This window comes from Amphibacillus sediminis NBRC 103570, from assembly GCF_001552275.1.
GTDB lineage: Bacteria > Bacillota > Bacilli > Bacillales > Amphibacillaceae > Amphibacillus_B > Amphibacillus_B sediminis.
In genome coordinates, this window is sequence record NZ_BCQW01000009.1 from 26553 (window position 1) to 44567 (window position 18015).

Sequence of the window (18015 nt, forward strand, 5' to 3'; positions counted from 1 at the left end):
ACCTCACTTAATTGAAGAGTAGAGCTTAATCATCACGTTCAGTCATTGGCCTGTAATTAACTCTACTCTTATTTTATCTGTTATACTCAAATGCACCTTGGCGTATTTGCGTCCAGTGTTGATCGAGCTGCGATCGATCATTTCCGCTGAAAATTGTGGCATCACGCCGGAGGCTTTAACTTTATGCCACCAGGGTTTGAAGCCGAACTGAATGGAAGACAAATAGGCGTTCATCTCACCACTTATAGAAGTGGGAGCCTTCTGCTGAATCAAGTTAAAATTTTGATATCCTTTAAAAAGTTAACGCCCTTCCTAGTTAACAAAACGGAGCGATTGTCCTTAGATACAGAAATGAGCAAAACTAGGCAATCATCCGGATACACCGCCACTTAACTTGTAGTAATGGCTTGATCAAACCAATCATTTTGAACAAATAATCCGCCTTACTCAATGACCACATCGTAATACCTTAACCAGTAATCAAATTGCCCAAGATAGGCTAGTAACTGTGGACCTTGCATGAGCTGACCAAACCATGGTTCATCGATCGTATTGCCCTTATTTTCAACGAGTTGTTCAACGGCATCACGGTCAAAAATTTCAAACAGCCGTGCTTCGGGATCTTGTAAAATAGCTTTAATCCAGTTAACCATTGCCTCAGTAAAGTAGGGATGATAAGTTTTGGGATAGGGACTTTTCTTTCTCGTCCTAATTGGCTCAGGTAATATTCCTTTAAGTGCTTCACGTAATATTCCCTTTTCTTGTCCACCAGTGTTTTTGATTGACCAAGGAATATTCCAAACATATTCGACTAAATGATGATCACTAAATGGTACACGCGCTTCGAATCCTACCGCCATACTCATTCTATCTTTGCGTTCAAGTAACGTCTGCATGAAGCTTTCTTTGTTTAGGTAAAATAATTCTCGCCTGCGCGCTTCTAATGGCGAATCACTATCAGATCGAGGAGTTTGATCAATAATAGCTTGGTAGCGCTCCGTTCGATATTGATCTAAGTCTAGGTATTGCGCCCACTCTGATCGAAGCAAACGATTTCTCAAGCGCTTAGATCTAATCCATGGAAAGCCAGAGCGGTTCAGATCCTCCTCTCGATAAAACCATGGATAACCTCCAAAAATCTCATCAGCACACTCTCCTGATAAGGCTACCGTTACGTATTGTTTTGTTTGCTGACATAGCCAAAGTAATGACCCATCGACATCAGCCATCCCTGGAAGATCCCGTGCAATCACAGCTTCTTTTAACGTCCTTACCAATGTTGGCTGATCAAGGATAAAGCTTTGATGGTCCGTCTGGCTTTGGTCTACAACAAGTGTTAAATAATCTTGATCTCGAGTTGGTTGAAAGTCATTACCTTCAAAGTACTGATCGTTGTCAGTAAAATCTATTGAAAAGGTGTGTAATGATTGGTTTTTATGTTCTTTTAAATACTGAGCCGCAATTGTTGTTATGGCACTTGAATCAATTCCTCCAGATAAAAACGTGCCAATTGGTACATCGGAAACAAGCTGCCGTTCGACTGCATCTACTAATAAGCTTCTTACATGTTGAGCAGTCTCCTCAAGGGACTCACGATGTGGCTCACTTGTTAGCTCCCAATATTTTCTCTCTTCAAAGCCTGCTTTGGAATAAAAGCCATAATGTCCTGCCTTTAGTTCTTTTATACCTTTAAAAACGCCATGTCCTGATGTTCGGGCTGGCCCTAATGCCAATAATTCTTGGAGACCAGCGCGATCAACAACCGGCTTTATATCTTGGTGTGCCAAAAGAGCCTTTATTTCAGAAGCAAATAAAAGTGTCCCATTATTAAAAGTATAGAATAAGGGCTTAACCCCTAATCGGTCTCGCGCAATAAAAACGCCATTTTGTTCTGGGTCCCAGACTGCAAAAGCAAAGATGCCATTTAAGCGCTCAAGCGCCTGTTCTCGCCACTCAATATAACTTTTCAAAAGCACCTCCGTATCTGAATGTGACGCAAAACTCCAACCTACTTTAATCAGCTCGTCACGAATGAAGTCCGTATTGTATAACTCCCCATTATAAACAAGCGTATACTGTTTTCCATTTAATTCATACGTCATCGGTTGACAACCACCAGCAGGATCTACTACAATCAAGCGCTGATGTCCGAAAGCCACGTGTTGATTGAACCATGTTGCCGTTTGATCCGGACCTCGGTGTTGTAATTGCCCAGTCATGTACTCAACTTGAGCAAATTGGTCAATGATACCGTCAATAAAATTCACACAACCGACTATTCCACACATGTAAACATCCCCCTCACACTTACATTCTCTTGGATATGTATATGCCCAGATGAGTTAGAGGTGTCGATTATTTAAAACGGAGACTCATGTAACCAAAACCAGTATCCGTTCCTTGTCTTTATGAATATAGATCTGACACAACCGTTGGGGATCTGTTACGGCATACCAATCAAGAGCAATGTCCTTGAGTTTCGAAACAAAAAAAGCCGACATGGCCATGTTTGCGATGTCGACAATTCTTTAACGATAAATATCATCTAGAAGGATGAACGGACATTTGTCTGGCTTGTTTTTCCCTTATGGCAAAAAGCCCCATGGCAATCGCCCAAAGCCTAAGCCTAAGACAATCACCAACATAACCACAAGCTGAACCAAAAATCCACGCACAGGCTTCGCCTTTGTTAAGCGATATAGCGTCCACTCTAACATGACCACAACCCAAAGCCCAGCGATACTTTTGACAATGACCTCTGGAGCATAATTAGACCAAATTTCTGCCTGTGTGTAACGATAAAAAAGCATGAAGCCAGTAAAAATGATGAGTAAGTAGTTGATCCGGGCAATAAAGTGAAACACACGAGCAATGGTTAATTTACCAGTTACATAATACAACCAACTTAGTCCAAATAAGCACAGAGCTAATACCCAGCTCCCTACGTGCATATGGATGTACAACATATATCTCCCTCCCTTTCTCCTTCTATAACCACTTTTTATCATTGTTAAACCTTTCTTCAAAAAAAAGACACAGCGGTTCACCTCATGCATAGATTAATACAAGAGGGGGAATTCGTATGCCTGCAATTGTCGGCGCTATTAGTGTAAAAACCATTGGTACTTCAAGTGTTCTACATGTTGGCGACGTGTACTCTATAAACCCTTACTCTCAGGCAAAAACATATGCAGGTGGTGGATCGTTTAATACCGGTGAAGGAGTAACTGTTAGATTAGATAAAGCCATTACAAACATCACAGACCAAGATCAATTTGACCAAAATGTTACGGGCATTTGAGGTAGTGATCATGTTAATTCAGCAAACGATAATGATTCAACAGCTTAAAATAGGTACGGTGTCTAATGCTTCCGTGGTTCAAATTGGCACTACTGGCTCCTGGCAGCAATTTGCTGATTTATATAATACAGGTCAATTTCAAGCAGCTTTACCTCAGGCTGAATATGATGCGCCAATTGTACCTTTAGCACCACCAAGCATTTAATGATGATCAAAGGAGCTTTGTATATGAACATGAACCAGAATTATTGGTATTACATTAATCAGCAAGCCATCAAAATTAAAGAACTAGAACAGAAGCTATCCTTGCTAGAGGAGCAACTTTCGTCACACCCCCGTACACATATAGACAAAATTGAATATCATTTTGATCAATTAAAAATTGAACGGTTAGAAGGAACCTTACAAATTGGGATTAGCCCAGATGATATTGAGCAAATGGCTAAGTCTTACCCTCCCTATCATCATTTACTCACAGATATTAATCAATTATTACCAAAAGAGGTTGATCAGTTAGCTAATCAATATCAGCTTCGTTTGACAGAGCAAGAAAAAGAAATGATTCTTCATGATCTTCAACGTCAGCTCCCAGAGCGCGCAAACTATTATTATCAAAAACAGCTTTCTGAACAAGCGATCCAATCAAATTTACTTAAAGATATGCGAAATAGTCTTGAACGGCATTTTGAAAACAAGGTGGATGATATAAATGGAAGTTCATAATTGGCAATTACAAGTTGGTGAAATTGATATACAAACAATGTCCTCTTCTTCAATGTTATTAATCGGTGATAGTAAACATATCCAGCTGTATGGTTACTTTGATACACCACCCGAATCCTACGTCGTTCCAGTTCCTAAAGTGGAGTTAGATCAATGAAACGTACCGCTGTAGTAAAGGATTTAGATGTTATCTCCATATCATCCTCAGCCGTCATTCAAGTTGGTGATTGTCAAATAACTCAGCCTTTTACAAGACAAATAGCTGTGCAAAAATTTGCGGGTGTGACTGGAAAGGAAGATGAGCAATATGAGAATCACGAAATATTTACACGAAAAAATCCTACGTTTCCTGCTCATCATCATCAAACGATACGAACCATAAATCATAATAAAGCCATTAAAGTGAATCGGGTTTCACTAATAGGTTTAACTACAAGCTCACAAGTTCAAATAGGTTGTTGTGATAACATTCATGCAGAGGCACGGATCAAGCATATTCGCATAATCTAATGATACAGTGAGCATTGCTTTTTGTACATCAAATATGCTATTAACATAAGTCAATTACTTACCAAAATTTATCTAACAAATATCATGATGTTATGAGAAAAAATAAAAAAGGATGGGGTCATATGCCCGCAATTGTTGGACCAATCCAAATTGTTGAAGTTGGTGGCGGGGTGATTAATTTTGGTGATAGCTTTTACCTCGCACCTAAAAGTGCCTCAAAAACAGCCGCCGGATCTGGTACATTTAATACAGGAAATTTTGTTAATACAAACAGTGGACTAAGTGCCACGACAACATATGATCCAGATTTCCAAGATCAGGTGCTTGCAGGTAATGCTTAATCGTTCTATTTGCAGCAAGCTACTGATGCAACTGCAGCTTGCTGTAATTCGTTTATAGCGACACTTTCAGCGAAGTAATAAAATTCCTAAAAAGGTTATGGGTATTCCCCCATAACTTTTTTGGGTTAAAATCCGATAAAATGAAACTTCGTTCAGTGGGGGGGTCGGCGCATAGGATGTGCTCGTGCAGACGTTCCGACACGACGTCACGAACTTAGTTAGCTTCCTCTCTCCCTTACTGAACGATAGTTAAACCAATCGGGCCGTTACTGGCTGTTGGTTCTCCTACTTAGACATAACGTGTTCCCTTATTTTTTGAAGGGGGAGGCTTACAAAAGCCCTTCGATGGGGCGATTAATCGCAGCCCCAGCCAGTTACACTGCGATAAATTTATCATTAGAGATGATTAAAGCCATGTTAAATGAAGATTATGCTTGCTTAGATTCAATTACTGAATAGAACGTTACAATTAGAGACTTCTTGGAATGAAGCTAAACAAGATGATGATAGATATTTATTTTTCTTTTGCTACAAATTAATCTTAGCTAGGAAAACTAAAAACCCCTACTCCTTCAGAGTAGAGGTTGTTTATCTTTTAGTTCACACGGCGTACATGGCCTTTAAATGTATTTGCCCAATAACCACTTGCCATACTTTCAATCGCTACACCTGTTGATGATTGCGAGCCAATAAATTGGTTATTTCCAAGGTATATGCCTACATGACCATTTACTTTATAGGTATCAAAGAAAACCAAGTCACCCGGCTTCATTTCACTTGTCGAAACTTTTGTACCGACTGAAGACATTGACGAAGTACTTGCAGGAAGGCTTACTCCACCTTGTCTGAATGCCCAAGCTACAAAACCTGAACAATCAAATAACCCACGAGAGATATCGTCTTGATTACGTCCACCACCAAATTTGTATGCTGAATTTCCGATATATTTATAGCCTGCAGAAATAATGTCACTCATGCTGCCACTTCCCGCACTAACTGTAGGTGCATCAGATGATGAGCTAAATTGAGAGACTTGACCCCCACTCACTTGAGCAGTAGCTTCTTCGCGCTGGCGGGCAGCTTCTGCACGTGCATTTTCCAACATACGTTCAAGCTCACTATCTTCAATTTCTAAATCTTTAATGATTGCTTGACTTTCTTCTTCTTGTTCTTTTAATCTCTCTTGTTTTGCTTCATGCTCTTCTTTTTGTTCAAGAATCTGCTGTTGCATCATCTCTAATTCTATTTTAGTTTCTTCAAGCTCTGTTAATTTTTCTTCTACCAGCGTTTTTTGTTCTTCAACAATAGCCTGATCTATCTCTAATTGTTCGATAAGACCTTGATCAGCTTGGGTAATACGTGTCACCACAGAAACGCGGTCAATAAAATCAGTAAAATTTTGTGCGCCTAATAACACATCTAAGTAGCTAAGCACCCCACCACTCTTTTGCAACGCAGAGGCACGATCCTTAAGAATTTCATAACGTCGTTGGATATCTTCTTCTAGTAATACAATTTCTTCTTCCAATGCTTCAATTTCAGCTTGCTTCTCTTCAACAAGCTCTTCTGTTTCAGCAATTTTCTCTTCATTAGCCTCAATGGCTTCATTCACACGGTCAATTTCTTCCCGTAAAGTAACCAGGTCAGTTTGAATGTTTTCCAGCTCTTCACGCTTTTCTGCTAGCTCTGATTGTAATGCTGAACGCGCCGCTTCAATTTGACTTTCTGTTTCAGCAAAAACAGGTTGATTAACTGGTGAGACAAAACTAACAATTCCGATCGCTAAGGTTAGGCTCACTACAACTTTTTTACTATTCACGTATTCCCACTCTCACTTTCCTATGTATAGGTTGGTTACTTACTTATGTATGTAAATCTATGCTTTATACGTCTTAAGTGCTAGATTTATACCAGCACGGCTAGTATAACATCTCTAAATGTCAGTGAGATGATAGAAATGTTACAGTTATATTTCAATTTTGAAAATAAACCTTCTTTTTCATAACAATTCGATAAATGAGTGGTCATTCTAGTAAGTTGATTTTATTACATTTTTGGCTGATATATTCCAGAAAGGAAATAGTGTGGAAAAATAAGGGGATTAATGGAAAAACCGAATAACCAGAAGAAACATCAGTTATTCGGCTCTTAACAATTAGCAGGCCAGCATTTTAACAAATCTCGATACAAGTAGTTGATATTTAGGATGATTTATCCATTTTTCTAGACTGATTTGTCTAATTCTTCTAAGTTCTGATGAATAAGGTCTAAAACTGGTCCAATGGCATCACAGTTAATTTGACCTGGGGCTGAAGCCTGCCCGGCACTAGCAAAGGTTATGCTCGATCCAAAAACCTCTCCACTCAGTCGCGATAATAAGCCTAGGCCTCCCATTGCCATAGTTACGATTGGAATTTGACTTTTCTGGCTAATTTCATGTGTAACTTCCAATAAACTTAGCACGTCACTAACCTGTTGGGGCATAACCGCCAGTTTACTTATCGACGCCCCTATTAATTCTGCTTCTTTTAGACGATTAATTAACTCTTCTTTAGCAGGCGTTTTAGTAAAGTCATGATTAGAAACGATTGTTGCAACATCATGCTGTTGAGCCATGCTAATGATCTGATCTCGGACAACTTCAGACCGTTTTAATTCTACGTCAATTATATCCGCTAAACCTGATTTAATAACTATTTGATAGAGCTGAAGGTAGGCTTGATCTGTGATTGCTTGAGCACCGCCCTCCTCCTTACTTCTAAATGTAACAATTAACGGCATTGAACCTAGAATAGTGCGTATCTCGCTTAATGTCGTTTCAATATCCTGACCAAGGAAAAAATCAACTCTCCACTCAGCAAGCTCTGCATCCTGATGTTTAACTTGTTCTGTTTGCTTTTTAATTTCGGTTAATGTTTGACCAACAATTGGTAAGCAAACCTTGGGACGACCACGCCCTATTTCGACCCCTCTTATCGATAACATCATCAACACCCTTACATAAAATGATAGTCCACATTATACCATGTTCAAATTCAAGTTGGCTATACGAGCTTGATCAAAAGTTACTAATCAATAAGAAGGTTTATCCTTTCTGTACTTAAACCTAAAGAATGGAAAAAGGCACATAACTCCATTTGATAGTTTGGCACGATCAAATTTAATTAATTTGGCCGATTAATCATAGTGTGCGAATAAATACGGAGATAAATTAGGCAAAGCTAGTGCTCATCGATTCACTTTACCGCTAGTTCATTACCGGTCTCCTTTCCTTTTTCTACAGGTACTTTTTTAGACCTAACCACTCATATTCGGCTTCTGGTACCTCAATTTTATTCATAACCTTTATTAGTTTCTGAATCATTTCATTTTCAATTTGATCATCTTCTAATACATGCTCTTGATTCGGATCATTTTTCAAATCAAATAATAAATGCCCGATCGAATAAGAATCAATAAAGGTTGAAACCTCTATTTCTGTATAAGGAAATTGATTTGTAAAACGATTCCCTGGCTTCAATATCATATTATCTAATTGTTGCTTGTTTAAAAAACCACGCATTAAATTATAATTTAATGTTTGAATGACGTTTGGACCGTTATCTGGATGTACTGAAGCTCTCATGTAAACATAACGACCATCATAAATGCTTACATGTCCACCGTAAGTTCCAAAAATGATGCAATCATGTAATTCAGTTTCTTTTCCATCTAGAACAGGAAGTAGAGATTTGCCATCCATATCAAGGTTATTCTCAATACCAAAGTAATCCAATAATGTAGCCGGTATATCGATCGTCTGGCTCAATACATCACACTTATTACCTTCCAAAGACTTATTTGGAATATTCATAAAGAAAGGTAGATGGATAACTTCCTCATACATAGGGGGTAGATTTTTTCCTAACCAGTCATGTTCACCTAATAAGAAACCATGATCAGTATTCACAATAATTAAAGTATCATCCCACATATTATTTTCTTCTAAGAAATCTAAAACTCTACCTAGATGGGCATCACACATTGAAATTAGAGCCGCATATTCTTGTTGCAGTTCATTCAAATCTTCTTCCGAAATATCATCTGTGACTTTACCATATTTAGGCCAAAAATAAGGATTCTCATTTAGATTCTCATTATACAGTTCACGATATATTTCGGGAACATAGAAAGGTTCATGAGGATCGAAGCACTCAATTTGTAAAAACCAGTTATCTTCATCCTTGTATGCTTCTAAAAAGTCTAAACCTGCTTGAATGGTGATGACACTAGACATATCTTTCTCTTCTACTTGCTTTGTTCGGTTAGCTAAATGTTGATCGAACGATACCCCTTTTTTATTTAAGGGATTTGTTTCACCAGAAGATTTGCCGAGTTTCCAACGATCGCCTTCTTGTCCTCTGAAGCCTTCCCAGGTTGAGTAGCGATTGTGATACGTCGCACCACCATCTTCAAAGTAATGAGAATGATCAGTGACAAGATGACAATAAACACCATTTTTTTGCAATACATCGAAAATCGAATGATCAAACGGTTCAAGTTGTCCCCACATTCTATGCATGAAATTGTATCGCCCGGTATGAAGCTCCCGTCTGGCAGGCATACAAGGCATACTTCCCCCATAAAAATTCTCAAAAGTAATTGTTTTTTGTCTTAACCTTTCAAAATTCGGTGTTTTAATCCACTCATTACCGAAATTTGATAAAAAACCTCTTGACAGTGTGTCAAACATTAGCATCACAGCACGCAAGTTTATCCCTCCTTAATTTTTAACGCTTTTTATCGCAGTGTAACTGGCCCGATTGGTTCAACTAACGTTCAGTGGGGGAGAGAGGAAGCTGACTAAGTTCGCGACGTCATGTCGCAACTCTGCACGAGCACATCCTTTGCGTCGAAATCCCTCCTGAACGAAGTTTCACTTATATACCCTTCATCTTACTACATAACATTATGAAGAAATTTATAATTAACTGTAAAATGGTAATTATCTGTTAAAGGCCTAAGCGATCCGGTCAACCATTCAAAAAAGGCTAGCCCATTCACTCCACCTAAACCAATATGGTCTTGAAAGCCATCAATAAGCGGTGGCTTCAATAAAAAATCTCATGTACCTTGGCGTCTTTGGATACAGATTTTATCGAGCTATTTTCCTCTGAGTAGTGGGATACTATTACTGAATAAAGTTAATTAATTATTTTAATTCCTTTTATACTTTCATCCATGACAACATCTAAATAATTCTGATGATTCGTCACAATAATAGGTGTTTCAATACTATACCCTGCTTGTTTGATTTTTTCAGGCTCAAAGGTTAACAACTTGTCCCCTTGTTTGAAATGATCACCTTGCTCTACTAATGAATGAAAATATTCGCCTTCCAATTTTACTGTGTCCATTCCGATGTGAATAAGTAATTCTACCCCATCAGTGGATTTAAGACCAATGGCGTGACGTGATGGGAACAATGTGACAACAACCCCATCAAAAGGCGCAATCACTTCCCCAGATTCAGGAATGACACCAATCCCTTTTCCAAGTAACTCTGAAGAAAAAGCTTCATCTGTAATTTCTGATACAGGTATAATCTTACCGGAAATAGGCGAAACAATCTCTTTCGTTTCGAGCAATTCGGGGGATTCTTCTGTTGATTCATCAACTTTCTTCTTTGCTTGTTTTTCTTGTTCACGGTCTTCTTTAGGATCATAAAAGAAAGTAATCGTTAGGATAAATGCTAGAACAAAAGCTACGATTATTGCAATTATAAATCCATAAAACCCGATATCCCATCCTGTATCTGGATTAATGACGGTAGGTATGCCGAATATACCCATTCCACCCATCATAAACTTTTGGGATCCACTTAAACCAACAATAACTCCACCAGTTGCTGCTGCGATTAATGTTGCAATAAACGGTTTCTTCCTCGGAAGTGTCACACCATATAAAGATGGCTCTGAAACACCGAAGAAGCTTGAGATAAATGCTGGGATACCAATCGCACGTAATTGTGTATTTTTTGATTTTATAAGCACAGCCAAAACAGCACCAGCTGTTGCAAAAGGCGTAGACATACCTAAAATTAAAAGCGGATCATATCCAAAAACGGCAATATTGTTTATTGCAATTGGAATCACGCCCCAATGCAGACCAAACATAACGAGTACTTGCCAAAACCCTCCAACTATTAACCCTGCTAAGACAGGACTAAAGTTATATGCAGCGAGTGCTCCAGAGCCTAATATATTTCCTGCCCATGTTGCGATCGGACCAATTAGCAAGTATGTGAGTGGCACCATTAGAAGAACTGTTAAAAAAGGGACTAAGAAACTTCTCAATAAACTTGGAATTATTTTAGTGATGAACTTTTCTAGTTTAGAACCAAAGAAGTTTGCTAAGACAATAGGGACAACACTAGAACCATAATTCATTAAGATAACTGGGATACCTAGAAAAGTCACGTACACTGGTGACTCAAATAGCGTACCTGAGAAAAGCGTATAAAGTGGGTCTAACCCTACCGTTAAAGAAGACATGGAAGGATAAACCAAGGCAGCTCCAATTGCCATACCCACAAATGGTTTCAAGCCAAATTTCTTAGCCGACGTATACCCTAAAAATATAGGGAAGAAGTAAAAGAACGCATCCCCAGCAGCTTGTAATATCGCATACGTTCCTGATGTCTCTGATAACCAGCCCGTCGAAACAAAGATAACATTTAACCCCTTAATCATCCCTGTAGCTGCCAGTAAACTTAGTATAAGTGTGAAAATCCCTGAAATAAGATCTATGAATGCATCAAAGACGCCTTTTTTCTTTCCAGAATCTGATGAGTCGGTATTTCCTTCAGACATTCCAGCTTCCTCAATAAATTCTTTGTGCACTTCAGGGACATGGTTTCCGATAACAACTTGGTACTGCCCCCCACTTTGGACGACCGTTACGACGCCAGATGTATTCTTCAATTTATCTGTTTTTGCTTTGTTTTCGTCTTTAAGATCGAATCGTAAGCGCGTGACACAATGGGTTACGCCATTTATATTTTCTCTACCTCCTACACCATCTAGTATAACTTGGACTAATTCTTTATAAGCCATGACTTTCTCATCCTTTCTGTTTGTTTTCATATAATAAAAAAGGCAAGACCCATTCACCTTTCTTCATAACTAAGAGAGGTAAATAGTCTCGCCTGATTGAACAGTAACGCCTATTCGATTAATTTTTGTATATGCAATGTAAGATATAATTGCTCATCATCTTGTAAGGTAACTTCTAAATATTTCTCAATCAGCTTGACCGTATCGTAAGCTTCAGAATATTTTTGCACAGCATGTATAAGAAGTGGGTTACTCTTATTACCCATCACCTGTCGCTCAACTCGTTTGAAAAAAAATCGCATATGTGTTACAAATCTTTCAAACGCAAACGACTCCTCATCTACTTCAACACGATTATGCATTCGGATAATTGAAACGATGTCATTGATTTTGGTTAAAATCTTTTCAAGATCTTCGTATTCTGCATCCGCTTCCACCTTGGCGTTTATTAAATGCATGGCAATGTTCCCAGCTTCAAAATCATTAAAGGAAATTCCCAACTTTTCATCAATAATCTTAAGCGCTTTCTTCCCAATTGAAAATTCATTCGGATAAAACCGCTTTATTTCCCAAGTCAATCTATTACCTAGTTTAAAACCTTCTTTATATAATTTTTCTAAATTATAGATGTGATCTGCTAGCGAGGCATAAATCGTTTCAGCCAGATCATAAGAAACATGCTCTTTAGCTAACTTAACAATATCATCTGCGATTAATAAATAGTTAATTGGGATCGTATCCAGAATAGTAGTCAATTTGTCGATCTCATTTTTTTGATGGAGCGTGAATATTTTATCTATTTTACTATCAGTTTGATCGATAATTTGCCCTGGTTTTTTCTGAAAACCAATCCCGTTTCCAATCCAAATCTTTTCTATCTTTTTATCGGAAACAAGTATAGCATTGTTGTTTAGAATTTTCTTAATCTTCACTAAATCAATCACCTCCAAAAAAAAACCACACTACACCTTTTAAATATATCTCGGAGCCATCCGAAATAATCTAAACAGATATAGCCTGATCTAGTCAGTCACTACTCTTTCAATTACGGAAATTATAGCATTATTAAAAAATTCTTGTAAGCGTTTTTATGTAATTTGTATCAAGGTTTTCTCAGTCCCTTATCAGATCAATATTTCTGGCACTCTTTTTTTGTGCATTTTTATACTATCACGTGATTTCCATCTCAGGGTGCCCTAGCATCCGTCGTTACACTCCATTGTTCAAGAACCCAACACCAATATTAACATTTTTACTTGGATTGCTATTTGTACCGCCACTTTTCCGTATTTTTATCGTCTCTGTTCTCCGAATTTCATTTAAAGTGGTGAGAGTAAGTTAATTCTAAGCAAATCGCCAAATCAAATAGATTGCTATTTAAATGTTTTTTGATCATTTATAAATATGGAAAAAAGTTAAACAGCTGTGTTAAGATGGAGCCATGTTCAAAAGATGGGGGATATTAAGTGTTTCTAAAACGTGGTTTTATCTATTTTATTGGTATCTTTTTAATTGGTAGTGGTGTCGCCAGTATTATTAAAGCAGATCTTGGGGCTGGGGCTTGGGATGCCCTATATGTTGGGTTAAGTCATCGGATTGGGTTGACGACAGGAACCTGGGTTTGGTTAATCGGATTAATCATCATTATGCTCAATGCTTGGATTGGGATGGAAAGGCCTGACTTTAGTGCTTTTTTAACTGTATTTATTTTAGGTAATGTGATCGATTTTGCCTTGTATCTCCTTTTAGATCCGATCCAATTAACAGGGTGGTTTCCCAAGGTTTTACTATTCGCCATTGGTTTTATTCTTATTCCGGTTGGATCAGGTATCTATTTACAGGCACGGTTTGCGACAAATCCTTTTGATAAACTGATGCTTGCCTTAAATCAACGGTTGAACATTAGTATCGGATTGGCTCGATTTATTTCAGAGTTCTCTGCCCTAATTTTAGCATGGTTATTTAAGGGACCTGTTTCATTAGGTACTGTTTTTATCGCACTATTTATTGGTCCGGCAATCCAATTAAATTACCGTTATTTTAATCGTTTATTAAACGACCAAGAAGAATGGGGGATTCAGTCAGATAACACCTAAAAATTAAGCTATAGACGAAAAGCTTAAAGCAAGGGGCTGGGGCAAAGTTAAAAAGGGAGAATGAGGATCCGAACAATTTGACTCAGCGTAGGCAAAATACGTAAACTCCTACACAGGAATAGCATGAGCTGAAGATCCACTGAGGGAAGCGATCTTTTTCACCCAGTAAGCTGAAGCCACGCCTGTGGAAAGCGTAGGATTTTGCCTAAGCGGTAAAAAAGATATTAGCGTTCAGATCTCATCTATCTAACTATACTTTCTTTTCTTAAAGTCAATTCTTCACCATGTAGACTAGCTCGTTAACTTTTTTAAAATAAAGCGAAACTTCGTTCAGTGGGGGGTTTTCCATCCCCCACTGAACGTTAGTTGAACTAATCGGGTCGTTACTACTGTTGGATCGCCCACTTAGACACGACATGTTCCCTTATTTCTTGAACTGGGAGGCTTACAAAAGCCCTTCGATGGGGCGAGTAATCGCAGCCCCAGCCAGTTACACTGCGATAAATCGATGCTTAAATTTGATCACATCATATAGTTCTTATCTTTTTGAACGGGGATGTTAAATGCGTTTGCTGCTTCTTCTAAAAAGTCTTGACAGAAGTAATAGTGGCTAAAAAATACGATCCGATCTTGTTCTGTTTTAAGATAAATAATATCATTTAATTGTAGCTCATCGTTTTGCTTAATTAAAATAGCTACAACTGTTCTTCCCCATAACTTCCTAACCTCCGCATGCTGTTGCTCAATCGTTGGATCTTTAAACTCATCCGTGATCGAATACTTCTGAATAATGTCTTTGCCAAGTTCTTGCCCGACGTGGATAATATCATGGTATGCGTTCTCATCGAGTAGCGCAGCCATTGCATTCGGATTTCGCGCATTAAAAGCATTGACAAACGCATTGATCACAAGTGAATCGGTATCGGTTGCTTGTTTAATTGGATTGTCTGGAATTGGAGGCGTAGCTTTTGATATGCTTTGCAATTTATATCGTGCTCGATGTAATGCTGCTTTAACCGCACCTTCCGTTGAAGAAATCAGCTCAGCAGTTTCCTTTGCTGTAAAATCAAACACATCAATAAGTATGATCACCACAACTTGACGTAAAGGTAAGTTATGAACAAGAGTTTCAATTGATTCCGTTACATCAAATTTAATCGAAGCGGCTTGATCTGTCATATCATCATGCCATGCTATTTCCTCTATTTTTTTCTTTCTGTACTGATTAATCCAAGTATTCGTTGCAATCCGGAAAAGATAATTTTTCGGCTTTAAAGGTTGCCAAATCTGACCTAGTGAAGCAAATGCTTTCATCAAGGTTTCCTGAGCAAGGTCTTCTGCGTCCCATGGTGAGTTGGTCAGGTAATGACAATATCGCCATAACTCTGTACGGTATGGCTCAATCACCTTTAAAAATTGCTTCTTTAATTGCCATGCTTCCCTTTCTAAATCTTGTAGTTCCGGTATTTTTTCCATAAGAACAGTCCTTCCTATTATTTTCTTTCACTGATAAAGACACAACAATTGGCTGAAAAGATACGGTGAAAATTTAAAAATTTATTATTACAAATTAAAGCTTGAACATAGGTTAAGATCGTACATTGCCTTTTTAGCAAACCTAGTTAATCTACTTTAAGAGCATATTAAGATGATAGCGCTGAATAGCTAGATAGGATAGTCCAATCAGCATGAGCATGTTGACTAAACGTAAGGGCTTTTCTTATAGAAAAAGCTCTTTTTTAAAAAAATATGGTATTTTTATGTAAAAACAGATAAAATCAGAGTAAGCGTTATTTTTGTTGTGCTAAATAAAAAAATGATTATAGAAAGAGAGCTTTTTATGAAAAAAACCATGTCAATATTACTTACAAGTATTATTATGGGACTGATTTATTACTTTTTTAACCCTATATTCTTAGATACAATTTTAATCATTGCTGGAAGTCTAGTTGTTCTAGTTTTTTGAGAATTAATAGAATTGTTATATAAAAAAATAAAAAGTAAGCGATAAAGTTAAACTTCGTTCAGTGGGGGACGACACATAAGATGTGCTCGTTCAGACGTTGCGATACGACATCACGAACTTAGTCAGCTCCTCTCTCCCCCACTGAATCGGGCCGTTACTGGCTGTTGGATCTCCCACTTAGGCATGACGGGCTCCCTTAGTTCTTGAAGTGATCGGCTTACAAAAGCCCTTCGATGGGGCGAGTAATCGCAGCCCCAGCCAGTTACACTGCGATAAAGGTATGGCGTCTTGTTCGCAAATGATGGTCATTTCCATTTTTAGTCGAATTGACTATTCATGATGTCATTACAAAATAGACGGTGCAGGTGATTCAAGATTGATAGTCGCTCTGTCCTTCCTTTCTAATGGAATAGAGAGAAACTAGTAATCATCATCAAGATCCGCTTTTATTATTCATTGTTTCTGTATTGATTAAAGCCATATATATCAATAAATTGTGCGATTATATCCTTATCTCTATCCGCTATTAACAAATTAAAGTTGGAGATATTGTCATTAATTTCATTTAGTTCAGCTTCAGTCAATGCTATTTCTAGAATAAAAGTCACTTGATATTTTGAGTTATCGTTTGATGGTGTTTCAGCAATAACTGCATCACTATGTGTTTGCTGGAGAAGATCTATGATATTCTCAGGGTATTCAAGGATAAAATGCATCTCTTGGTTACCTTCAGTTAATATATTATATAGCTCCGGATCAATTTCGTAATCCATGTTAAAAAGAAGCTCTTGCTCTTCCTCTAAATAATCGATAGCAAAATCTGTAATAACAAATTTTGGTGGAACCAGCTTATTTTCTAGTGATTGGACAAGTTCAATATCTTCATTATTTACTTGATCTGTGATTACTTGATCACTAATTTCAACAGGTGATTGCTCTACATCATTTGATTGACAACCCATTAAGGTTATTAAGGTGACGATCATTACCCACTTCCACTTTGTCATAGATAACCCTTCCTTTTTTATTAATCTTATTTAGTTACAGTTTGATACTGTAGTTTACACTAACGTTTATTATCTTTATCTAGATTATGCATGAAGACTCCCGGCACAAGGAACGCAGATCGTTCAATTTATAGAGCTCGCTTTAAAACAGTTCATGCCATACCATCAACAATACAGTCTCTCCACTATTATTCTGCCAATAGTCAAGTCAAAAGAATTTAAAGATAGCTAATAAGAAGATAAAACTTATTAAGAGGATTGGAAACCTTATATCCCCTCTGTTTACTATCTCTTAACTTAACTCCATAGTAAAGATAAATTGAACTGCCTGCTAAAAAATATTGATTCTGTTACCATTAATACCTGTGAGGCAGTCACCTACTACCTGTAAGTTATAAAAAATTCAAAAAAAAAACAAGAGGGATCGATAAGTTTCTGATTCTTTAAAAACAAAAAAAGTTCAGAAACGTTGTTGTATCAACGATTCCGAACTTTTAACCCGAAGGTACCAGATTACATAAAATGGAGACGGTGGGAGTCGAACCCACGTCCAAAGATATTGGCACTCAAGCCTCTACGTGTGTAGTTGATTTATTAAGTGTTCACTTACTATTATGCCAATCAACAGGCGGCCTAGCAGCTAGTCTGATTAGTCTCTGCTAAACATCCTCAGACGGTGGATGCTAGCATATCCCGCTTAAGTTGAGACCCTATACTCTGCACACGGGCGATACAAAGAAGGATCCTTTAGGGCTGCTTAAGCAGCTGCTAAAGAGTAATTGTTTTGTTTGCCAGTTATTATTGGCGGGTAACGGTTAACGAGTCGTAACCTCGACACGCAACTTGAGCTCAATCTACCCCTGTCGAATCCGTAACGTCCCCTTGTTAAAAGGAACAAAACGAAGTAGGGACTATTAAGCCCTGTTCTTATTTTGTTAAAAACACTACTATTATTATAACAAATACCGCTAAATAAT

17 protein-coding genes and 1 other RNA gene are annotated in these 18015 nt (G+C 37.8%); 7 read left to right on the forward strand and 11 right to left on the reverse strand.

The window, feature by feature from the left end; translation table 11 throughout:
- Positions 1–443: 443 nt before the first annotated feature.
- Positions 444–2288: an asparagine synthase (glutamine-hydrolyzing) gene (gene asnB / locus ASE01S_RS07535; RefSeq protein ID WP_067840592.1), complete on the reverse strand. Its 1845-nt coding sequence runs from the start codon at positions 2286–2288 to the stop codon at positions 444–446.
- 297 nt (positions 2289–2585) lie between these two features.
- The gene (locus ASE01S_RS07540) at positions 2586–2966 is read right to left on the reverse strand and encodes a DUF1516 family protein (protein ID WP_067840594.1); all 381 of its coding nucleotides are present in this window, start codon (positions 2964–2966) and stop codon (positions 2586–2588) included.
- A 116-nt stretch (positions 2967–3082) separates the two neighbouring features.
- Here ASE01S_RS07540 and ASE01S_RS07545 point away from each other — a divergent pair, with 116 nt between their 5' ends.
- The 6 genes from ASE01S_RS07545 (at position 3083) to ASE01S_RS07570 (ending at position 4875) form a co-directional block, all read left to right on the forward strand.
- Entirely contained in the window at positions 3083–3301 is a 219-nt protein-coding gene (locus ASE01S_RS07545) for a spore germination protein (RefSeq protein ID WP_067840595.1), read from the forward strand.
- A gap of 10 nt (positions 3302–3311) precedes the next feature.
- A complete protein-coding gene (locus tag ASE01S_RS07550; RefSeq protein ID WP_067840599.1) occupies positions 3312–3506 on the forward strand; it encodes a spore germination protein GerPB in 195 nt (64 codons plus the stop codon).
- A 23-nt stretch (positions 3507–3529) separates the two neighbouring features.
- On the forward strand, positions 3530–4024 hold the full coding sequence (gerPC, locus tag ASE01S_RS07555) for a spore germination protein GerPC (RefSeq protein WP_067840601.1): 495 nt from the start codon (positions 3530–3532) through the stop codon (positions 4022–4024).
- Positions 4011–4181, forward strand: a complete 171-nt coding sequence (locus ASE01S_RS07560; protein ID WP_067840604.1) for a spore germination protein GerPD — start codon at positions 4011–4013, stop codon at positions 4179–4181. The genes gerPC and ASE01S_RS07560 overlap by 14 nt, the downstream gene beginning before the upstream one ends.
- Positions 4178–4534: a spore germination protein GerPE gene (locus tag ASE01S_RS07565; RefSeq protein WP_067840607.1), complete on the forward strand. Its 357-nt coding sequence runs from the start codon at positions 4178–4180 to the stop codon at positions 4532–4534. Before ASE01S_RS07560 ends, ASE01S_RS07565 begins: the two co-directional genes overlap by 4 nt.
- A 122-nt stretch (positions 4535–4656) precedes the next feature.
- The gene (locus ASE01S_RS07570) at positions 4657–4875 is read left to right on the forward strand and encodes a spore germination protein (protein WP_067840609.1); all 219 of its coding nucleotides are present in this window, start codon (positions 4657–4659) and stop codon (positions 4873–4875) included.
- A gap of 595 nt (positions 4876–5470) precedes the next feature.
- On the opposite strand, the gene ASE01S_RS07575 is transcribed toward ASE01S_RS07570, so the two are convergent.
- The 6 genes from ASE01S_RS07575 to ASE01S_RS07595 form a co-directional block, all read right to left on the reverse strand.
- The gene (locus ASE01S_RS07575; protein ID WP_067840611.1) at positions 5471–6694 is read right to left on the reverse strand and encodes a C40 family peptidase; all 1224 of its coding nucleotides are present in this window, start codon (positions 6692–6694) and stop codon (positions 5471–5473) included.
- 404 nt (positions 6695–7098) lie between these two features.
- Entirely contained in the window at positions 7099–7860 is a 762-nt protein-coding gene (gene aroD, locus ASE01S_RS07580; RefSeq protein ID WP_083512050.1) for a type I 3-dehydroquinate dehydratase, read from the reverse strand.
- Positions 7861–8152: 292 nt separating this feature from the next.
- Entirely contained in the window at positions 8153–9616 is a 1464-nt protein-coding gene (locus ASE01S_RS07585) for a sulfatase family protein (RefSeq protein WP_245630338.1), read from the reverse strand.
- Between the two features lie 197 nt (positions 9617–9813).
- Entirely contained in the window at positions 9814–9969 is a 156-nt protein-coding gene (locus tag ASE01S_RS15760; protein ID WP_157065168.1) for a hypothetical protein, read from the reverse strand.
- Between the two features lie 89 nt (positions 9970–10058).
- On the reverse strand, positions 10059–11969 hold the full coding sequence (locus ASE01S_RS07590; protein WP_067840617.1) for a beta-glucoside-specific PTS transporter subunit IIABC: 1911 nt from the start codon (positions 11967–11969) through the stop codon (positions 10059–10061).
- Between the two features lie 110 nt (positions 11970–12079).
- Positions 12080–12901, reverse strand: a complete 822-nt coding sequence (locus ASE01S_RS07595) for a PRD domain-containing protein (protein ID WP_067840618.1) — start codon at positions 12899–12901, stop codon at positions 12080–12082.
- Positions 12902–13435: 534 nt separating this feature from the next.
- Between ASE01S_RS07595 and ASE01S_RS07600 the strand changes: the two genes are divergently transcribed.
- Positions 13436–14065: a YczE/YyaS/YitT family protein gene (locus tag ASE01S_RS07600; RefSeq protein WP_067840619.1), complete on the forward strand. Its 630-nt coding sequence runs from the start codon at positions 13436–13438 to the stop codon at positions 14063–14065.
- 522 nt (positions 14066–14587) lie between these two features.
- Here the strand turns inward: ASE01S_RS07600 and ASE01S_RS07605 are convergent.
- The 3 genes from ASE01S_RS07605 to ssrA all read right to left on the reverse strand — a co-directional run bounded on the left by ASE01S_RS07605 (position 14588) and on the right by ssrA (position 17920).
- Entirely contained in the window at positions 14588–15541 is a 954-nt protein-coding gene (locus ASE01S_RS07605) for an RNA polymerase sigma factor (protein WP_067840620.1), read from the reverse strand.
- Between the two features lie 939 nt (positions 15542–16480).
- Positions 16481–17038 (reverse strand): hypothetical protein, encoded by a 558-nt coding sequence (locus ASE01S_RS07610; protein WP_067840621.1) that lies wholly within the window; start codon positions 17036–17038, stop codon positions 16481–16483.
- Between the two features lie 520 nt (positions 17039–17558).
- Positions 17559–17920, reverse strand: a transfer-messenger RNA (tmRNA) gene (gene ssrA / locus ASE01S_RS07615).
- Positions 17921–18015 lie beyond the last annotated feature (95 nt).